This window comes from Gryllotalpicola sp. CP2-P1 (assembly GCF_057512245.1).
In genome coordinates, this window is record NZ_JBLRDT010000036.1 from 1 (window position 1) to 17,969 (window position 17,969).

The 17,969-nt window shown below is 69.3% G+C and carries 15 protein-coding genes; 11 read left to right on the forward strand and 4 right to left on the reverse strand.

The window, feature by feature from the left end; all coding sequences use genetic code 11:
• Window positions 1-394 precede the first annotated feature (394 nt).
• From ACM2XV_RS04825 to typA, 5 genes are all read left to right on the forward strand, one after another.
• Window positions 395-1,375 (forward strand): ABC transporter permease, encoded by a 981-nt coding sequence (locus ACM2XV_RS04825; protein ID WP_487026146.1) that lies wholly within the window; start codon window positions 395-397, stop codon window positions 1,373-1,375.
• Window positions 1,376-1,378: 3 nt separating this feature from the next.
• Window positions 1,379-2,320, forward strand: a complete 942-nt coding sequence (locus ACM2XV_RS04830; protein ID WP_344773996.1) for an ABC transporter permease — start codon at window positions 1,379-1,381, stop codon at window positions 2,318-2,320.
• Window positions 2,313-4,397: an ABC transporter ATP-binding protein gene (locus tag ACM2XV_RS04835; RefSeq protein ID WP_487026147.1), complete on the forward strand. Its 2,085-nt coding sequence runs from the start codon at window positions 2,313-2,315 to the stop codon at window positions 4,395-4,397. The genes ACM2XV_RS04830 and ACM2XV_RS04835 overlap by 8 nt, the downstream gene beginning before the upstream one ends.
• 66 nt (window positions 4,398-4,463) lie before the next feature.
• Window positions 4,464-6,167 (forward strand): ABC transporter family substrate-binding protein, encoded by a 1,704-nt coding sequence (locus ACM2XV_RS04840; protein ID WP_487026148.1) that lies wholly within the window; start codon window positions 4,464-4,466, stop codon window positions 6,165-6,167.
• Between the two features lie 134 nt (window positions 6,168-6,301).
• Window positions 6,302-8,221 (forward strand): translational GTPase TypA, encoded by a 1,920-nt coding sequence (typA, locus tag ACM2XV_RS04845; protein WP_487026149.1) that lies wholly within the window; start codon window positions 6,302-6,304, stop codon window positions 8,219-8,221.
• A 264-nt stretch (window positions 8,222-8,485) separates the two neighbouring features.
• Here the strand turns inward: typA and ACM2XV_RS04850 are convergent, their stop codons facing one another.
• From ACM2XV_RS04850 to efeU, 4 genes are read right to left on the reverse strand one after another with little or no spacing between them, the layout of a single operon-like run.
• The gene (locus ACM2XV_RS04850; protein WP_487026150.1) at window positions 8,486-9,145 is read right to left on the reverse strand and encodes a hypothetical protein; all 660 of its coding nucleotides are present in this window, start codon (window positions 9,143-9,145) and stop codon (window positions 8,486-8,488) included.
• Between the two features lie 48 nt (window positions 9,146-9,193).
• Window positions 9,194-10,474 carry an iron uptake transporter deferrochelatase/peroxidase subunit gene (gene efeB / locus ACM2XV_RS04855; protein WP_487026151.1) on the reverse strand — a complete coding sequence of 427 codons (1,281 nt, stop codon included), beginning with the start codon at window positions 10,472-10,474 and terminating at the stop codon, window positions 9,194-9,196.
• Entirely contained in the window at window positions 10,471-11,724 is a 1,254-nt protein-coding gene (gene efeO, locus ACM2XV_RS04860; RefSeq protein ID WP_487026152.1) for an iron uptake system protein EfeO, read from the reverse strand. The genes efeB and efeO overlap by 4 nt, the downstream gene beginning before the upstream one ends.
• On the reverse strand, window positions 11,711-13,318 hold the full coding sequence (gene efeU, locus ACM2XV_RS04865; protein ID WP_487026153.1) for an iron uptake transporter permease EfeU: 1,608 nt from the start codon (window positions 13,316-13,318) through the stop codon (window positions 11,711-11,713). The genes efeO and efeU overlap by 14 nt, the downstream gene beginning before the upstream one ends.
• A gap of 149 nt (window positions 13,319-13,467) precedes the next feature.
• Between efeU and ACM2XV_RS04870 the strand changes: the two genes are divergently transcribed.
• The 6 genes from ACM2XV_RS04870 to flgK form a co-directional block, all read left to right on the forward strand.
• On the forward strand, window positions 13,468-13,872 hold the full coding sequence (locus ACM2XV_RS04870) for a hypothetical protein (protein WP_487026154.1): 405 nt from the start codon (window positions 13,468-13,470) through the stop codon (window positions 13,870-13,872).
• Window positions 13,873-13,881: 9 nt separating this feature from the next.
• Complete coding sequence (gene fdxA, locus ACM2XV_RS04875) at window positions 13,882-14,202, forward strand: ferredoxin (protein WP_344774016.1); 321 nt, start codon at window positions 13,882-13,884, stop codon at window positions 14,200-14,202.
• A gap of 10 nt (window positions 14,203-14,212) precedes the next feature.
• The gene (gene dapC, locus ACM2XV_RS04880) at window positions 14,213-15,316 is read left to right on the forward strand and encodes a succinyldiaminopimelate transaminase (RefSeq protein WP_487026155.1); all 1,104 of its coding nucleotides are present in this window, start codon (window positions 14,213-14,215) and stop codon (window positions 15,314-15,316) included.
• A gap of 73 nt (window positions 15,317-15,389) precedes the next feature.
• Entirely contained in the window at window positions 15,390-16,673 is a 1,284-nt protein-coding gene (locus ACM2XV_RS04885) for a citrate synthase (RefSeq protein WP_487026156.1), read from the forward strand.
• A 63-nt stretch (window positions 16,674-16,736) separates the two neighbouring features.
• Window positions 16,737-17,228: a flagellar export chaperone FlgN gene (gene flgN / locus ACM2XV_RS04890; RefSeq protein ID WP_487026157.1), complete on the forward strand. Its 492-nt coding sequence runs from the start codon at window positions 16,737-16,739 to the stop codon at window positions 17,226-17,228.
• A partial coding sequence (gene flgK / locus ACM2XV_RS04895) for a flagellar hook-associated protein FlgK (protein WP_487026158.1) occupies window positions 17,228-17,969 on the forward strand: 742 nt, incomplete at its 3' end. The genes flgN and flgK, both read left to right, overlap by 1 nt.

Here is a 17,969-nt window from a genome sequence, read left to right on the forward strand (position 1 = left end):
TGCTGAACGCGCCGGTGAGCCGCCGCTGGGACACGATTCCGCTTGTGATCGGGGCCGTTCTCGTCGTCGCCGTGGTGATCGAGGCCCTCGCCTTCTGAGCGGAGCGGACGGCACCCGCAACGGAATCCGTCGTGGCGAGGCATCCGCGCGATTGTTAACGCCCCGCTACCCGTGTAAACATCGTGAAACGATGCGGCGGATAAGTTGTTGACCGCCTGTCAGCCGTGTGTAGTGTGAAGCAACTCCTGGATTCGCACACTCCAGAGTTCCTCCCCGCAACACATCAAGGAACACTCACATGGCATTTTCACTTCTTGCGCAGGCCGCTTCCGACCGCGCGGAGTGGTGTCGGGCCACCTCAGGGAAGGCGGGCCACGGGGCGCGGTAACGTCCGGTGTTCGTCTATCTCGTTCGGCGGATCGTCAACTACGTCATCCTGACGGTCATCGCCAGCTGCCTCGCCTATGTCCTCGCGAGCCTCTCGCTGAACCCGACCGCGAAGTACCTCGGTCGCAACCCACCGGTCGACCCGCACTCGCTGCAGAACATCCTGAACAAGTTCGGGGTGAACCCGGACGTGCCGCTCATCGAGCGCCTCTGGCACTGGTTCTCCGGTGTCCTGCACGGCGACTTCGGCCTCGCCATCAACAGCGAGCCGATCAGCCGGGTGATCTGGGAGCGCGCCGGCATCAGCCTTCAGCTGCTACTCATCGGCTCGATCATCGGCGCCGTGCTCGGCGTCGTGCTCGGCGTCTGGGGCGCCGTGCGGCAATACAAGGCGTCCGACTCGATCGTGACCTACCTGTCGTACATCGTCTTCTCGACCCCGACGTTCGTCATCGCGATCTTCCTGATGATCGCCGCGACCGCGCTGAACCGTGCGATCGGCCACCAGCTGATCACCTTCACCGGGCAGTACTCGGCGGGCATCTCCGGCGGGTTCTTCACCCAGTTCGGTGATCGGGCGGCGCACCTGCTGCTTCCGACGATCGTGCTGGTGCTCACGAGCGCGGCCTCCTACTCCCGCTACCAGCGCAACGTCATGCTCGACGTTCTCGGCGCGGACTACATCCGTACGGCTCGGGCGAAGGGCCGCACGCGCGGCGCCGCCCTGATCCGCCACGGCGTGCGCGTCGCGCTCATCCCCATGTCGACGTTCTTCGCGTACAGCTTCGGCACCCTCGTGGCCGGCGCGTCGATGCTCGAGATCGTGTTCTCGTGGCACGGCATGGGCGAGCTGCTGCTGACATCCATCAATACGAGCGACATCAACGCCGTGGCGGGGTCGACCCTGTTCACCGCGGTGCTGATCCTGTGCTCGTCGACGCTTTCCGAGGTGCTGTATGCCGCACTCGACCCGAGGGTGAGGAGCTGAGCGATGTCGCTTTCCGAAACCCTTCTCGCCGAAGAGCCCGATGCGGCTCTCGAGCCCGAGCTCACGCCCGCCGAGCAGGGGCGGCGCAAGCCGCTCTCGCGCGGCGGCCTGATCTGGCGCCGACTGCGCTCGACGCCCCGCTTCTGGGTGGGAGTCGGCCTGTTCGCCTTCCTGGTGGCGTGGGCCTATCTCGGCCCGCTGGTCTACCCCTACGGCCCCGATGACCGCGACATCTACAACATGGGCATGGGCCCGACGATGATGCACTGGTTCGGCACCGACTCGATCGGCATGGACATCTATGCCCAGACGATCTCGGGTCTGCAGAAGTCTCTCGTCATCGGCCTCGTCGCCGGCCCGCTGTCGACGCTCATCGCCGCGATCGTCGGGTCGGTCGCCGGGTACCTCGGCGGCATCGTCGACAAGTCGATCGCGTGGGTCATCGACCTGCTGCTGGTGCTGCCGAGCTTCTTCCTGCTCGTGCTGCTCAGCCCGATCTTCACGCAGCTGTCGTGGGTGTTCCTCACGCTGTTCCTGTCGATCTTCAGCTGGATGATCATGGCCCAGGTCGTGCGCAGTCAGACCCGCTCGCTGAAGAACCGCGAGTTCGTGAAGGCCGCGCGCTTCATGGGGATGTCGACGCCGCAGATCATCGCGAAGCACATCATCCCCAACATCGCCTCGCTGCTGATCATCGACGCCACCCTGGGCGTCGCCGCGATGATCCTCTCCGAGACGAGCCTGAGCTTCTTCGGCTTCGGCGTGAAGCCGCCGGCCGTGTCGCTCGGCACCCTTCTTTCCGACGGGACAGGCGCTGCGCTGACCCGACCCTGGCTGTTCGTGTTCCCGGCCGCCGTGCTGATCGTCCTGCTGTTCGCGATCAGCCTCATCGGCGACGCGTTCCGCGACGCCGTCGACCCCACGAGCGGAGCTAACCGTGGCTGAGCCGACCCGTCCCCTTCTCGAGGTCAAGGACCTCTCCGTCACCTTCCCGCAGGGCTCGGGCGACGTGCGTGCCGTGCGTGGCATCAGTTACCAGATCAACGAGGGCGAGTTCCTCGGCATCGTCGGCGAATCCGGCAGCGGCAAGTCCGTCTCGTCGCTCGCGGTGATGGGTCTGCTGCCCACGACCGCCCAGGTCACCGGCGAGATCTGGTTCGACGGCCGCCCCCTGCTGCAGCTCGACGACCGTGAGCTCTCCCGCGTGCGCGGCAAGGAGATCTCGATCATCTTCCAGGACCCCCTGTCGGCGCTCACCCCGGTGTACACCGTGGGCGATCAGATCGCCGAGGCGCTGCGTCTGCACGACAGGGCCCTGACCAAGCAGGCCGCCGAGGCGCGCGCGGTCGAGCTGCTCGGCATCGTCGGCATTCCCGACCCGAAGCGGCGCGTCAAGGCGTTCCCGCACGAGTTCTCGGGCGGCATGCGCCAGCGCGCCATGATCGCGATGGCGATCGCGAACAACCCGCGCCTGATCATCGCCGACGAGCCCACGACGGCTCTCGACGTGACGATCCAGGCGCAGATCCTCGAGGTGCTCGAAGAGGCCAAGCGGATCACGGGGGCTGCGGTCTCGCTCATCACGCACGACCTCGGCGTCGTCGCCGGCCACGCCGACCGCGTCGCCGTGATGTACGCAGGCAAGCTGGTCGAGCTCGGCTCGACCGAGCAGGTGTTCACCGAGCCGACCATGCCCTACACGATCGGCCTGCTGCGCAGTGTGCCGAACATCCTGACCGCGGGCACCGAGCGGCTGGTGCCGCTCGAAGGCCGCCCGCCGTCGCTCGCGGCGCTGCCCGCCGGCTGCCCGTTCGCGGCGCGCTGCCCCATCGCGATCGACGAATGCCGCGAGATCGAGCCCGCCTTGATCTCGTACGACCCGGCGGATGCCACGCACACCGCCGCCTGCCACCGGGGTGCCGAGATCACGAACGGCGAGCTCGTGCGCTCCGAGATCTTCCCGCGCCCCGAGGCACTCGTCGACGACGAGATCGCCGAGAGCACCGAGAAGGTGCTCGAGGTGAAGGAGCTCAAGCGCCACTTCCCGCTGATGCGCGGCGCAGTGTTCCGCCGCCGCGTCGGCACGGTGCGCGCCGTCGACGGCATCAGCTTCGACCTGCGCCCGGGCAGCACGCTGGCGCTGGTGGGGGAGTCCGGCTGCGGAAAGTCGACGACGATCCTCGAGATCATGGAGCTCGTCGCCCCGCAGGAGGGGTCGATCACGGTCGACGGCCGCGACGTCTCCAAGCTGTCGCGCGCCGAGCGCCTCGCGCTCCGGAAGGACATCCAGATCGTCTTCCAGGACCCGATGGCCGCGGTCGACCCGCGCCTGCCGGTCAGCGAGGTGATCGCCGAGCCGCTGCTGGTGCACAAGGTCCCGAAGGCCGAGCGCGACGCGAAGGTGGCCGAGCTGCTCGAGCTCGTCGGACTCGACCCGTCCATGGCCGACCGGTTCCCGCACGAGTTCTCGGGCGGCCAGCGGCAGCGCATCGGCATCGCCCGCGCGCTCGCCACCGACCCGCGCATCCTCGTGCTCGACGAGCCGGTCTCCGCGCTCGACGTGTCGATCCAGGCGGGCGTCATCAACCTGCTCGAGGACCTCAAGGTCCGGCTCGGGCTGTCGCTGCTCTTCGTCGCGCACGACCTGGCCGTGGTGCGGCAGATCGCCGACGAGGTCGCCGTGATGTACCTCGGCCGCATCGTCGAGCAGGGGCCGATCTCCGACGTGTTCCGGGAGCCCAGGCATCCGTACACCCAGGCCCTGATCTCGGCCGCGCCGATTCCGGACCCGGCGATCGAGCGCGCGCGCGAGCGCGTGCTGCTGCAGGGCGACCTGCCGAGCCCGACGAGCGAGTTCGCCGGGTGCCGGTTCCGCAGCCGTTGCCCGCTGTACCGGCTGCTGCCCTCGGACGCCCAGGCGCTCTGCCAGAGCGAGGACCCCGAGCTCGCGCGGCACGACGGCGCCCCGGCGCGTGTCGAGGTCGCCTGCCACCACGTCGAGCGGAACACGCTCGCCGCCTAGACCCCCGCGACTGCAACGCGGGCCATCCCCAAGAGGAACATCCCCAAGAGGAAGAGGAATCGCACCATGAATCGCAGAAAGAGTGTCCTCGCTGCCACGGCAGCGCTGGGCGCGACAGCGCTGCTGCTGACCGGCTGCGCCCAGGGCAACAAGCCCACGTCGAACCCGTCCGCGGCCAAGTCGTCGTCCGAGCTGCCCGCCACGGGCTGGACATCGGCCCCCGCCTCCGACGTCAAGCAGGGCGGCACCATCACCCTGCCCGTCGCCAGTGTCCCCGTGAACTTCAACGGGCTCACCGTCGACGGCAACGAGTCCGACACCACGCTGCAGAACTCGCCGACCAGCGGCGGCCCGATCGTCTTCAAGGAAGACGGCACGCCCACCGTCGACAAGGACTACGCCGAGTCGGTCGAGCTCACCAGCAAGAGCCCCGAGGTCGTCACCGTCAAGCTGAACCCGAAGGCGGTCTGGCAGGACGGCACGCCGATCACCTCGAAGGACTACCAGGCGACCTTCGCCGCCATGAGCGGCAAGGACACCAAGTTCAGCATCGCGAGTTCGAACGGCTACAGCCAGGTGTCCTCGTTCGACATCAAGAGCGACACCGAGTTCACGGTCACCTTCGGCACGGACTTCGCCGACTGGCAGAGCCTGTTCGGTGCCCCGCTGCCGGCCTCGATCGCGAGCGACCCGAAGCAGTTCAACGACGCGTATGCCACCAAGCCGCTGCCCTCTGACGGCCCGTTCATGTACTCGAAGGTCGACAACACGGGCGGCGTCTACGAAGAGGTGCCGAACCCGAAGTGGTGGGGTGACAAGCCCAAGCTCGACAAGATCATCTTCAAGGTGATCGACGACACCTCGGCCACCGCCACCGCGTTCGCCAACAAGGAGCTCGACGCCCTCGACATCGCGAGCGCGGCCGACTCCTACAAGACGGCCAAGAGCCGCAGCGACGCCGAGCTGCAGATCTCGGGCGGCCTCACCTGGACCCACGTGACCCTCTCGGGCACCCAGGGCCCGACCAAGGACGTCAAGGTCCGCCAGGCCATCGCGCACGCGATCAACCGCAAGCTCATCGCTCAGTCGGCCAACGCCCCCGTGGGCGCCCCGGCCGAGACGCAGGGCAGCTTCATCTTCATGCCCGGCCAGAAGGGCTACGAGGACTACGCCGACAAGTACATCGCCTACAACCCCAAGAAGGCGAAGTCGCTCCTCAAGGAGGCCGGCTACACCGAGTCGAACGGCTCGTGGAGCAAGGACGGCGAGCAGCTGAAGCTCACCATGGTCATCCCGCAGGGCTCGGCCACCAACAAGCAGCGCGCGCTGCAGGTGCAGTCGGACCTCAAGGCGATCGGCATCCCCGTCGAGTTCAACGAGGTTCCCACCGACAAGTTCTTCAGCGACGACTATGTGCTCGGCGGCAACTTCGAGATGACCGGCTTCTCGTGGGTCGGCACGCCGTTCCCGATCTCGTCGGGCCAGTCGATCTACGTGACGAAGGGCGAGCAGAACTTCGGCAAGGTCCCGGCTCCGGGCCTCGACGAGCTCTACAAGCAGGCGAACTCGCTCGACGAGGACACCCGCTACGCCGCGGCGAAGAAGATCGACGAGTCGCTCTTCAAGACCGTCCCGATCATCCCGCTCGCGCCGCTGCCCAACGTGGTGGCGGTCACCAAGGGCCTGGTCAACTTCGGCGCGACCGAGTTCCAGGCGGGTGGCCTCGCGATGGGCGCCGCCGACTGGACCACGGTCGGCTTCAAGAAGTAGTCACCTTGCTCTCACGAGCAAGCTGAACGGGCGCTCGGCGTCCCCCGACTAGAATGGTCGGGTGGGCGCCGGGCGCCCTTTCTGTGCGCGCCTCAGCGCCGCCCCTCTTTCTTCACTCACGAAACGGATGCCTTATGGCTATCGCCCTCCGCACCGACCTGCGCAACGTCGCGATCGTCGCCCACGTCGACCACGGCAAGACCACCCTCGTCGACGCGATGCTCAAGCAGACGAACTCCTTCGGCGAGCACGCGCACGTCGAAGAGCGCGCCATGGACTCGAACGAGCTCGAGCGCGAGAAGGGCATCACGATCCTCGCCAAGAACACGGCGATCTCGTACAACGGCGAGCACGCCGCGACGCACAACCCGGGCGGCCCCATCACGATCAACGTCATCGACACCCCCGGTCACGCCGACTTCGGCGGCGAGGTCGAGCGCGGCCTGTCGATGGTCGACGGCGTCGTGCTGCTGGTGGATGCCTCAGAGGGGCCGCTGCCTCAGACGCGCTTCGTGCTGCGCAAGGCGCTCGAGGCGAAGCTGCCCGTCATCCTCGCGGTGAACAAGACCGACCGCCCCGACGCCCGCATCGACGAGGTCGTCGCCGAGGCGCAGGACCTGCTGCTCGGCCTGGCATCCGACCTGTCCGACGACGTGCCCGACCTCGATGTCGACGCGCTGCTCGACGTGCCGGTCGTCTACGCCAGCGGCAAGGCGGGCCGTGCCTCGCGCAACCAGCCCGCAGACGGCGCACTGCCCGACAGTGAGAACCTCGAGCCGCTGTTCGGCGCGATCCTCGAGCACATCCCGGCCCCGTCGTACGACGACGAGGCGCCGCTGCAGGCCTGGGTCACCAACCTCGACGCCTCGCCGTTCCTCGGCCGCCTCGCGCTGCTGCGCATCTTCTCGGGCACGATCAAGAAGGGCCAGACGGTCACTCGCGTGCACCACGACGGCACCACCTCGAACGCCCGCATCACCGAGCTTCTTCTGACGAAGGCGCTCGAGCGCTTCCCGGCCGAGTCCGCGTCCGCAGGCGACATCGTCGCCGTCGCCGGCATCGAGGACATCATGATCGGCGAGACCCTCGCCGACCCCGACGACGTTCGCCCGCTGCCCGCGATCCACGTCGACGAGCCCGCCATCTCGATGACGATCGGCATCAACACCTCGCCGCTCATGGGGAAGGTGAAGGGCCACAAGCTCACCGCGCGCATGGTGAAGGACCGCCTCGACCGCGAGCTGGTCGGCAACGTCTCGCTGCGCGTTCTCGACATCGGCAAGCCGGATGCCTGGGAGGTGCAGGGCCGCGGCGAGCTCGCGCTCGCGATCCTCGTCGAGCAGATGCGCCGCGAGGGCTTCGAGCTCACGGTCGGCAAGCCCCAGGTCGTCACGAAGAAGGTCGACGGCAAGGTGCACGAGCCCTACGAGCACGTCACGATCGACATCCCCGAGGAGTACCTCGGCGCGATCACCCAGCTGCTCGCCGCCCGCAAGGGGCGCATGGAGGGCATGTCGAACCACGGCACCGGCTGGGTGCGCATGGAGTTCGTCGTGCCGTCACGCGGCCTGATCGGATTCCGGACCGAGTTCCTCACCACCACTCGCGGCACGGGCATCTCGAACGCCATCTCGCACGGCTACGACGAGTGGGCCGGCCCGATCGTGACCCGCAACAACGGCTCGATCGTCGCCGACCGGCAGGGCGTCGTGACCGCCTACGCGATCATCGGCCTGCAGGAGCGCATGAGCTTCTTCGTGAACCCCGGTGACGAGGTCTACGAGGGCATGGTCGTCGGCGAGAACTCGCGTTCCGACGACATGGACGTGAACATCACGCGTGAGAAGAAGCTCACCAACATGCGCACGTCGACCGCCGACAACTTCGAGGCGATGACGCCGTCGCGTCAGCTGACGCTCGAGGAATGCCTCGAGTTCGCCCGCGAGGACGAGTGTGTCGAGGTCACGCCAGAGAAGGTCCGCATCCGCAAGGTCGAGCTCGACGCCACGGCGCGCGGCCGCGCCGCCGCCCGGCTTAAGAAGCAGGACGCGTAGCGGACTGCGTCCGATGGGCAGAGCGCAGGACGCGTAGCGGACTACGCCCGATGGGCAGAGCGCAGGACGCGTAGCGGACTACGCCCGCCTGCCCAGCCGCGCTCCGCTCGGGCACCGGCCCCATCCCTCGTTCGCACTTGCATGAGGGAACAGTTCTGGGCGCGCCCTGAGCTCGCTCGCGAAACTGTTCCCTCATGCAAGTCGCGCGAGGGGAAGGCCTGGGGCGGCGTCTGCTCGTGTTCGTGTCAGGCAAGCCGCGCGAGCTCAGGCGCGTCGCGCGAGGGCGTCGTCCACCTCGACGGGCAATCCCGCCTCGCGTGTGCGTGAGCGCACGGGGTGCGACGTCGATGCGATGACGCGGGCGAGCTGGTCGGCGCTGAGAAGCCCCTTCTCCAGCAGATCCGCGATCACGGCGGCGCCCTCCGCGGGCGCGAGGCAGGTGCGCAGCGCCTGTCGGAGCGCATCACTCGCGGGCATGGTCACGCGTGAGATCGGTGCACCCGCGTGTGCTGCTCGTCGGGTCTCGTCGATGGTCGGCAGGGGAAACCGGGGGATGCTCCAGTGCGCACGGATGAGCCGCTCCGCCCCGAAGCGACGCGCGGACGAACGGCCGTCGTTCGGGGCAAGCCTGAGGTGCAGCGCGCCGTCGTCAGCCGTGGCAGCGTCAGCAGTGGCAGCGACGGGCACGCCGAGTGCCGCGAGCGCGCTCACGCAGTCGAGGCGGCCGCCGCAGCGCGCGGCGCGGAGCTCGTCGTCGCTGAGGTGCGCGCAGACGTAGACGTTCGGGCGCAGGCGGCGGCTGAGGCCGTAGTCCGTGCCGAACGGCGTCACCGCAGACCGGTGACCCCAGATCTCAAGCAACTCGGGGTAGCTCGCGATGTGGCCGAAGGAGCAGAGCGGCGGGAGCGGCGGCAGGGCAGGCATCCGCCCACTCTGCCGTTCTCATCGAACGGGCGGGGGCGCTCTCCACAGCTAGGCGAACAGGCCCTCGGCGAGGTAGTGGCCCTGCTTCGCCGCCGGGGGGACGAAGAAGATGCCGGATCCGATGTGCGAGATGTACTCGTTGAGGCGGTCGGAGGAGCCGAGCTTGGCCTGCAGCGTCTCGAACGACCCGGGGTCGTTCTGGTACGAGATGAACAGCAGGCCGGCGTCCAAGAGCCCGTACTGGTTCAGCCCGTCGGTGTAGTTGTAGCTGCGGCGAAGGATCTTGAGGCCGCCGTTGTTCTCGTGGGCCGCCAGCGCGATGTGCGAGGTGGGCGAGATCTTCTCGGTGCCGTCGGCGCCCTTCGCGTGGAAGTCCGGCGTCGTGAACTCGTGCCCGCCCGACAGGGGAGCGCCCTCGCGCTTGTCGCGCCCGAACACCGTGTTCTGATCGCTGACGCGGTCGGCATCCCAGTTCTCGATGTTCATCTGGATCTTGCGCACCACCTGGTAGGTGCCGCCCTGCGTCCACGCGGGCCCCGAGTCCTTCACCCAGACGAACTTCTCGAAGTCGGGCTCCTCCTTCAGGTTGCGCGTGCCGTCCTTGTAGCCCATCAGGTTGCGGGGCGTCGCCTGGCCCTTGCCGGCGGAGGCGCGGCCGAAGCCCATCACCGTCCAGCGCGTCGCCGCGGTGCCCTTCGCCATGCGGGCGAGGTCGCGGATCGCGTGATAGGCCACCTGCGGGTCGTCGGCGCAGGCCTGCAGCGACAGGTCGCCGCCCGAGAGCTCGGCCTTCATCGCATCGGACGGCAGCGCCTTGAGCTCGCGCATGAGTGCCGGCTTCTTCGCGGCGAGTCCGAACTCGTCGGTGAAGATGCGCGGCCCGAGCCCGACCGTGACCGTGAGCCCGGCGGGAGCCAGGTCGAGGGCCTCGCCGGTGTCGACGCCGATGCCGTCGACGCGGTTCGGCTCGACCTGCCCGATCGTACGGCCCTTCATGAGCTGGGCGATGGCGCCCGACCAGCGCGCGAGCAGCACCTGCAGGTCGCTCGCGAGCGTCGACGACACGTCGAAGGTCATGTAGACGCAATAGCGCTGGGGCGCCGTGCGGATGCCCGACTGCTCGGCGTCGCCGTAGAAGGCGTGCTCGACCGAGAGGTCGACGACCTCGCCGTCGCTGTCCGCTGCTGCGGCATCCGCGTGCGCGAGGCGGCCCGCGGCGTAGCCGCCGGCGGCGCCGACGACCAGGCCGCCCGCGGCCGCGGCGCTGCCGAACAGCAGGCCGCGGCGTGAGACGCCCTGGTCGTCGGGGGACGTGTCCGGATCGCTCAAGCGGCGGTCGCCACCTTCTCGGCGATCTTCGACAGCGGCTCCTGAAGCGCCTGGATGGCGTGGCTCAGCTTCGAGGCATCCGTCTGCTTCAGCTGCGGCGTGTAGTCCTTGTAGCCGCCGGGCACGCTCGGGTCGCGGTAGGCGTCGAGCATCGAGGTGACGTTCGCGAACTGGGTCTGCACCGTCTTGGTCAGGTCGGGGTCGATCTGCTTCATGCCGGGCTCGAGGTAGGCGAACGCCTGCTCGGCGCCCTCGACGTTCGCGGCGAAGTCGACGAGGTCGATGTGGCTGTAGGACTCCTCTTCACCGGAGATCTTGTTCGTCTGGACCTCTTCGAGCAGGCCGGCGGCGCCGTTCGCGAGATCTTCGGGCTTGTAGCTCAGGCCCGAGGCGAGCTTGGCCAGCGTCCTGACGTTGGCGTCGAGGTCGCTCGCGTACTTCTTCGTCTGGGCGGTGATCGCGCCGTTCTGCCACAGGTCGCGCTCGACCGCGTGGAAGCCGGACCAGCCGACGGCCGGGTCGAGGTTGCTCGCGCGCATGTCGACGAGATAGTCGAGGTTGCCCTTGTTGCTCGTCGCGTCGGCGCCGGGCAGCAGGAATCCGTCGACGTCGGACTCGACCTTCTCGTAGAAGGGCCGCGCGAGCGCGTAGTCCTTCTTCGCCTCGGCCACGTCGCCCGCCTGCACGGCGGAGTTCAGCGTGCCGACAGCGGTCACCATGTCGGCGAGCACGCCGGCGACGTACTTTCCGTAGCCCTTGGTGCCGTCGGCGAGCACGGTCTGCACGCTGCCGGTGGGCTGGGCGGCCGCCTTGCCGGTGACCGTGAACTTCTGCTGCTCGGTGTCGGCGCCCGGGCAGTACACGGTGTAGCTGCCGCCGCCGAGCGTGAGCGTGAGCTTCACCGGCTCGAGGCCGGGGGCGAGGTTCTCCTTCTCGCCGACGATGCGCTGGCCCTGCAGCAGCTCGACCTCGGTGATGGCCGTCGAGCTGGTGTTGGCGATGGTGAAGGTGACGGGGCCCGCCTTGGCACTCGTGTGGTCGACGTCGCAGCTGTCGCCGCTGCCGCCGGTGAGGGTGATCTTGACCTGGCTCGCGCCGCCCTTCACCGGGGCGACGGATGCCGCGGGCTTCTGCGCCGCGCCGGAGTCGTCGCCCGAGCCGCCGCTCGCGCAGGCGGTCAGGGCGAGTGCGGTGGCGGCGACGAGGCCGGCCGCCGCGATCAGGCGGCGGGGGGAACTACTGAGCTGCATAGCTATTGCTCCTCTGGGGCGTCGCCGGGATCGCAGGCGACGCGGTGGGGCCGACAGGGTTTTTCTGGCTGGTGAGGGCGCGGCGGCGCGAGCGCAGCCCGAAGGCGGCGGTCACGAGGGCGGCGAGCCCCAAGGCGATGGGGAGCTGCACGGCCCAGAGCGTGCGCTCGGCGTGTGTGGCGTCGGCGGCGCTGACGGCGTCGGCCGCCTTCTGAGCGGAGGCCGAGGTGAGCGACCAGCTCGCCGCCGCGTACTGCGGGGCGTCGACACTGATCGAGCGCGGGCCGGTCAGGCCGCCGCCGGAGAGGGTGAGCACGGTGCGCGCGGTCTGCGCGGCGTCGAGCAGCACACCGTGCGCCGACCACACCTCGAGCGAGCCGCCCGCGGCCCAGCGCGCGTTGAAGGGGCCCGGATTGGTCTGCGGGTTCACGCCGACGGGAAGGCGCCCGCCGTTCAGCTCGACGAGCTGTGTGAGGGTCAGCGTCGTGGGCGCCGCGGTGTCGCCGTGCTGCGCGGGCAGCTTCCAGCGCTGCGCGGGGATGCCGTTCAACTCGCTGGCGGATGCCTTCGCGGGGTCGAGCGCGACGCGTGTGCTGTGCCCGTCGAGGGTCACGTAGAGGGCGTCGCGCGTCAGCTGGGCGGTGCCGGAGCCAGCGACGCCCGCCGTGGACGAGATGTGCGCCGCCGGAAGCGAGGGCGTGCCGACGCGCGGGAAGAACGCGACCAGACCGAGCGCGACGACCGCGAGCGCGCCCGCGATGCCGAACTGCACCCGCGCGATCTGCATGCCCTGGGCGCGGCGTGCGCGCGGCCAGTACACGAAGAGGGCGACCGGAACGAGGTAGGCGAGCCAGCCGATGACCTCGATCAGGCGCGGGTCGGCCGGGATGCCGAGCACGCCGGTCAGCAGCGAGGACTGCACCGTGCCCGGCCGCACGACGGCGCTGAGGTTCAGCACGGCCTGCTGGCCGGCGTTGAGCCAGCCGGCCTCGTGGGCGGTGCGCAGCGCGGTGAGCACGAGGCCTGCCGCGACCAGGATGAGGAACCCGCCCGTCCAGCGGAAGAACGTGGAGAGGTTGAGCTTGACGCTGCCGGCGTAGATGCCGATGCCGATCAGCACGGCGGCGAGGACGCCGATCACCGCGCCCGTGGCGGCCAAGGTCATGCTGGTCGAGGCGCTGAATGTGGCGAGCAGGAACACGCTCGTCTCGAAGCCCTCTTTGAGAACCGCGAGGAAGGCCATTCCGGCCAGCGCGTAGGCGTGGCCGTCGTTGATCGCCTCGCTCGCCTCGGCCTCGAGCTCGCGCTTCAGCCCGCGCGAGTGGGTGTTCATCCACACGATCATCCCGGTGACGAACACGACGGCGACGGCGCCGATGACCGACTCCATGCCCTCCTGCGCGGCCTGGGGGAGTGCACGCTCGATGACGCGCAGCACGACGCCGACGGCGATGCTGAGGGCCACCGCGACGGCCACGCCGATCCACATCGGAGTCAGGCTCTTGCCGTTCTTGCGCAGAAAGGCCGCGATGATCCCGACGATCAGTGCGGCCTCGAGGCCTTCGCGCAGGCCGATGACAAGAGTGGGGAGCACGGGGCGCTTTCGCTTCGACGGGTGGGGAGAGCGGCCGAGCAGCCGCCGAGTAAGGCTTACCTTACGAAGGTCAGCCTAAGGTGCGCTTGGAAGCGGTGGCAAATCTCTGGGCGAGGTCCTGCGGCGCGGGGCATCCGTAGCATGGGCACATGCAGAATCGCCTCGGTGCGTCGCTTCTCGCCTTCGTCGTCGGGCTGATCCTCGGCGTCGTCGGCACCTTCAACCACCGCGGCGTGCTCGGCATCGGGGCCGTCGACCTGCCGTGGGGCATCGTCGTCTCGGTGCTCGGCGCCGCGTGCTTCCTCGTCGGCGTGCGCCTGTACTCGGGCAGCCGGCTCGTGACGGCCTGCGGCACGCTCGGCCTGCTCGTGCCCATCTTCGTGTTCTCGTTCCAGGGCCCCGGCGGCTCGGTGGTCATCGTGCAGGACACCCTGGGGCGGGTCTGGGACTGGGTGCCCGCGCTTATCGCCGTCGGAGTGCTCGCGTGGCCGCAGCTGCCGCCGCGCGAGCCGCGCGACCCCCGTGCGGAATTCGCGGCGCCGCCGACTCCATAAACTGGTCTCATGACCTACGTGATCGCCCTTCCGTGCGTCGACGTCAAGGACCGTGCCTGCGTCGACGAGTGCCCGGTCGACTGCATCTACGAGGGCGAGCGATCGCTGTACATCCACCCCGACGAGTGCGTCGACTGCGGTGCGTGCGAGCCGGTCTGCCCCGTCGAGGCGATCTACTACGAAGACGACCTGCCCGGCGAGTGGGCCGACTACTACAAGGCCAACGTCGAGTTCTTCGACGAGATCGGCTCGCCGGGCGGCGCCGCCAAGGTCGGCGTGATCGCGAAGGACCACCCGCTCATCGCCGCGCTGCCGCCCCAGAGCCGCTGAGCGCGTTGCCGTGGCGATCACCGAGCTTCCCGACTACCCCTGGGACCGGATGGCCCCGTACGCCGAGCGTGCGCGGCAGCACCCCCAGGGCATCGTCGACCTGTCGGTCGGCTCGCCCGTCGACCCGACGCCCGAGCTGATCCGCACCGCGCTCGCCGAGGCGACCGACGCCCACGCCTACCCGACCACGGCCGGCACCCCGGCGCTGCGCGAGGCGATCGCCGCCTGGTACGCCCGCCGCCGTGGCGTTCCCGGCCTCCAGCCCGCCAACGTGCTGCCGTCGATCGGCTCGAAGGAGCTCGTCGCGCTGCTGCCGCTGCTCGCCGGCATCCGCCCGGGCGACATCGTCGTGCACCCGCGCGCGGCCTACCCGACCTACGCGGTCGGCGCCGCGATCGCGGACGCGACGGCCGTCGCGTCGGACGACCCCGCCGAGTGGCCAGAGGGCACGAGGCTCGTCTGGCTGAACTCGCCGGGCAACCCCGACGGGCGCGTGCTCGACATCGACTTCCTGCACGCCGCCGTCGCCCGCGGCCGCGAGCTCGGCGCGCTCGTCGTCAACGACGAGTGCTACGCCGAGCTCGGCTGGGAGGGGCGCTGGGCCGACGAGCCGGTGCCCAGCATCCTCGACCCGCGGGTCACCGGCGGCGACCTCGCGGGCGTGCTGTCGGTCTACTCGCTGTCGAAGCAGTCGAACCTCGCGGGCTACCGGGCCGCGTTCGTCGCGGGCGATGCCGCGGTGATCGACGAGCTGCTCACGCGCCGCAAGCATGCGGGCCTCATGCTGCCCGGTCCGCTGCAGGCCGCGATGGTGGTGGCCCTGGGCGACGACGCGCACGTCGCCGCGCAGAAGGAGCGCTACCGCGCGCGGCGCGAGGTGCTCAAGCCCGCGCTCGAGCGGTGCGGCTTCACGATCGACCACAGCGAGGCGGGCCTCTATCTCTGGGCGAGCGAGGGCGTGGATGCCTGGCAGAGCATCGACCGGCTCGCGGGTCTCGGCATCCTCGCCGGCCCCGGGGAGTTCTACGGCGAGTTCTTCCCCGACCACGTGCGCTTCTCGCTCACCGCCACCGACGAGCGCATCCGCGAGGCGGCGCTGAGGCTTTCTCGATAGGCATCGCGCAACACTGCGCATATAGGGTTGACCAGCGAGCGTCACGGCTCGCGCAGCAGACGAAGGAGTTCTCGTGCCCGATTCTGACGACCAGTTCGCGACGCTCTCCTACCCGGGCGGGCAGGCGCAGTTCCCGATCCGCGCGGCGGTCGACGGGCATTCGAGCATCGACATCTCGTCGCTGACGAAGCAGACGGGGCTGACGACGCTCGACTACGGCTTCGTGAACACCGCCTCGACGGCATCCGCCATCACCTACATCGACGGCGACGCGGGCATCCTGCGCTACCGCGGCTACCCGATCGAGCAGCTCGCCGCGGGCTCGAGCTTCCTCGAGGTCGCGTGGCTGCTGATCTACGGCGAGCTGCCGAGCGCCGACGAACTGGCCGACTTCACCGAGCGGATCCGCCGGCACACCCTCGTACACGAGGACCTGAAGCAGCTGTTCAGTGCGCTGCCGTACCACGCGCACCCCATGTCGATGCTCTCGAGTGCGGTCGGGGCTCTCGGCACCTACTACGAGGCCGACGTCGACGACCCGCAGTCCGTCGAGCTCGCGACGATCCGCCTGCTGGCGAAGATGCCGACGATCGCGTCGTATGCGCACAAGAAGAGCCTCGGGCAGGCGTTCCTGTACCCCGACAACTCGCTGTCGTACGTCGAGAACTTCCTGCGCCTGAACTTCGGCACCATGGCAGAGCCCTACGAGGTGAACCCGGTCGTGGCGCGCGCCCTCGACCGCCTGCTGATCCTGCACGCCGACCACGAGCAGAACGCGTCGACGTCGACCGTGCGGCTCGTCGGGTCGACCAAGGCCAACATCTTCTCGTCGATCTCCGCCGGGATCTCGGCCCTCTACGGGCCGCTGCACGGCGGCGCGAACGAGGCCGTGCTCGAGATGCTCGCCGGCATCCAGGAATCCGGCGAGGGCGTCAAGAAGTTCGTCGAGCGGGTGAAGAACAAGGAGGACGGGGTCAAGCTCATGGGCTTCGGCCACCGCGTCTACAAGAACTACGACCCGCGCGCGAAGCTCGTGAAGGAGAGCGCCGACGCCGTGCTCGACGAGCTCGGCGTGCACGACCCGCTGCTCGACATCGCCAAGGAGCTCGAGCAGACGGCCCTCGAGGACGACTACTTCGTCTCGCGCAAGCTCTACCCGAACGTCGACTTCTACACGGGCGTCATCTACAAGGCGATGGGCTTCCCGCCCCGCATGTTCACGGTGCTGTTCGCGATCGGGCGCCTGCCCGGCTGGATCGCCCAGTGGCGCGAGGTGAACACCGACCCGGCCAGCAAGATCGGCCGCCCGCAGCAGCTCTACGTCGGCGCCGCCAAGAGAGACCTGCCGCAGCGCTGAGCCCGCGCTAACGGAATGATCATCGGTGACGATAGAGCACCGTGGATCTGACGGGAGGCGATCATGGGCGCCAGCGAGTTGTCTGCGCTGCTGTGGCAGGAGCGCGAGCTGCTCGACCTGCTCGAGTACCGACTCGAGGTGCAGCGGGCGCTGCTGACCGTCGGCGAGCCGCGGTGGGCGCAGCGCGCCGCCGATGACATCGAGGCGGCGACGGCGCAGCTGCGGAAGCTCAACATCGCCCGCGACGTCGAGGTGCAGGCCGTCGCCGACGACTGGAAGTTCAACGTCGTGAACCCGTCGCTGCGCGAGCTGATCGCCGCGGCGCCGCCCGACGGGCCGTGGCTCGAGATCTTCTCGGGCCATCTGCGCGCCATGCTGGCATCCATCGAGCGCATCGGCGCTTCGCGCGCGCAGAACGGGCGGATGCTGCGCGAGGCGATCCGCCACACGCAGGAGACCCTCGCCGGCAGCGGGGACCGCGCCGGCACCTACACCGCCGCCGGCACGACCGACACCGGAGCGCGGGCGGCCATTCTCTTCGAGGACGACGCCTGATGGCCAGCACGTTCAGCGGCATCGAGACCGCCTACTCGGGCCTCACGGCCGCCCGTGACGCGATGAACGTCACCGGGCAGAACATCACGAACGCCGGAACCCCCGGCTACACCCGCCAGCGTCTTCAGCAGAGCGCCGCCGTTCCCGCGACCGAGACGCACTTCGCCTCGCCTCTCGCGCAGCCCGGGCAGGGCGTCGTCGTCAGCGGCATCCAGCGACTCACCGACGAGCTCACCAACGCGCGGCTGCGCACGGCCCAGGGGCAGCAGGGGTTCACCGGTATGCGCGCCGACGGCCTGCAGACCCTCGAAGACGGGCTGAACGAGCCGAGCGACACGGGCCTCGCCGCCCAGCTGCAGGACTTCTGGTCGAGCTGGCAGGACCTCGCGAACAACCCCGGCGAGCCCTCGGCCGGCGCCGCCGTGCTGTCGGACGCGCAGTCGGTGGTCTCGCAGCTCGCCAGCGGGTACCGGAAGGTGGCCACCCAGTGGTCGGGGCTGCGCACCCAGCTCTCGAGCCTCGCCGACCAGGTGAACCAGGCGGCCGACGGCATCGCCGCCCTCAACGGGCGGATCCAGCAGGCGACCGCGGCCGGGGCGTCCGCCAACGAGCTGATCGATCAGCGCGACCAGCTCGCGGCGACGGTGGCGCAACTGGTCGGCGGCACCGCGACGACGCAGGCCGACGGCACGGTGGCCGTCTTCGTCGCGGGAAACCTGCTCGTGAGCGGCCAGACCGCGA

Coding starts and splice junctions, on each gene's coding strand:
- ACM2XV_RS04830 (WP_344773996.1), top strand. CDS start 1,379: ATGTCGCTTTCCGAAACCCTTCTCGCCGAAGAGCCCGATGCGGCTCTC.
- ACM2XV_RS04840 (WP_487026148.1), top strand. CDS start 4,464: ATGAATCGCAGAAAGAGTGTCCTCGCTGCCACGGCAGCGCTGGGCGCG.
- typA (WP_487026149.1), top strand. CDS start 6,302: ATGGCTATCGCCCTCCGCACCGACCTGCGCAACGTCGCGATCGTCGCC.
- ACM2XV_RS04850 (WP_487026150.1), bottom strand. CDS start 9,145: ATGCCTGCCCTGCCGCCGCTCCCGCCGCTCTGCTCCTTCGGCCACATC.
- efeO (WP_487026152.1), bottom strand. CDS start 11,724: ATGCAGCTCAGTAGTTCCCCCCGCCGCCTGATCGCGGCGGCCGGCCTC.
- ACM2XV_RS04870 (WP_487026154.1), top strand. CDS start 13,468: ATGCAGAATCGCCTCGGTGCGTCGCTTCTCGCCTTCGTCGTCGGGCTG.
- fdxA (WP_344774016.1), top strand. CDS start 13,882: ATGACCTACGTGATCGCCCTTCCGTGCGTCGACGTCAAGGACCGTGCC.
- flgN (WP_487026157.1), top strand. CDS start 16,737: ATGGGCGCCAGCGAGTTGTCTGCGCTGCTGTGGCAGGAGCGCGAGCTG.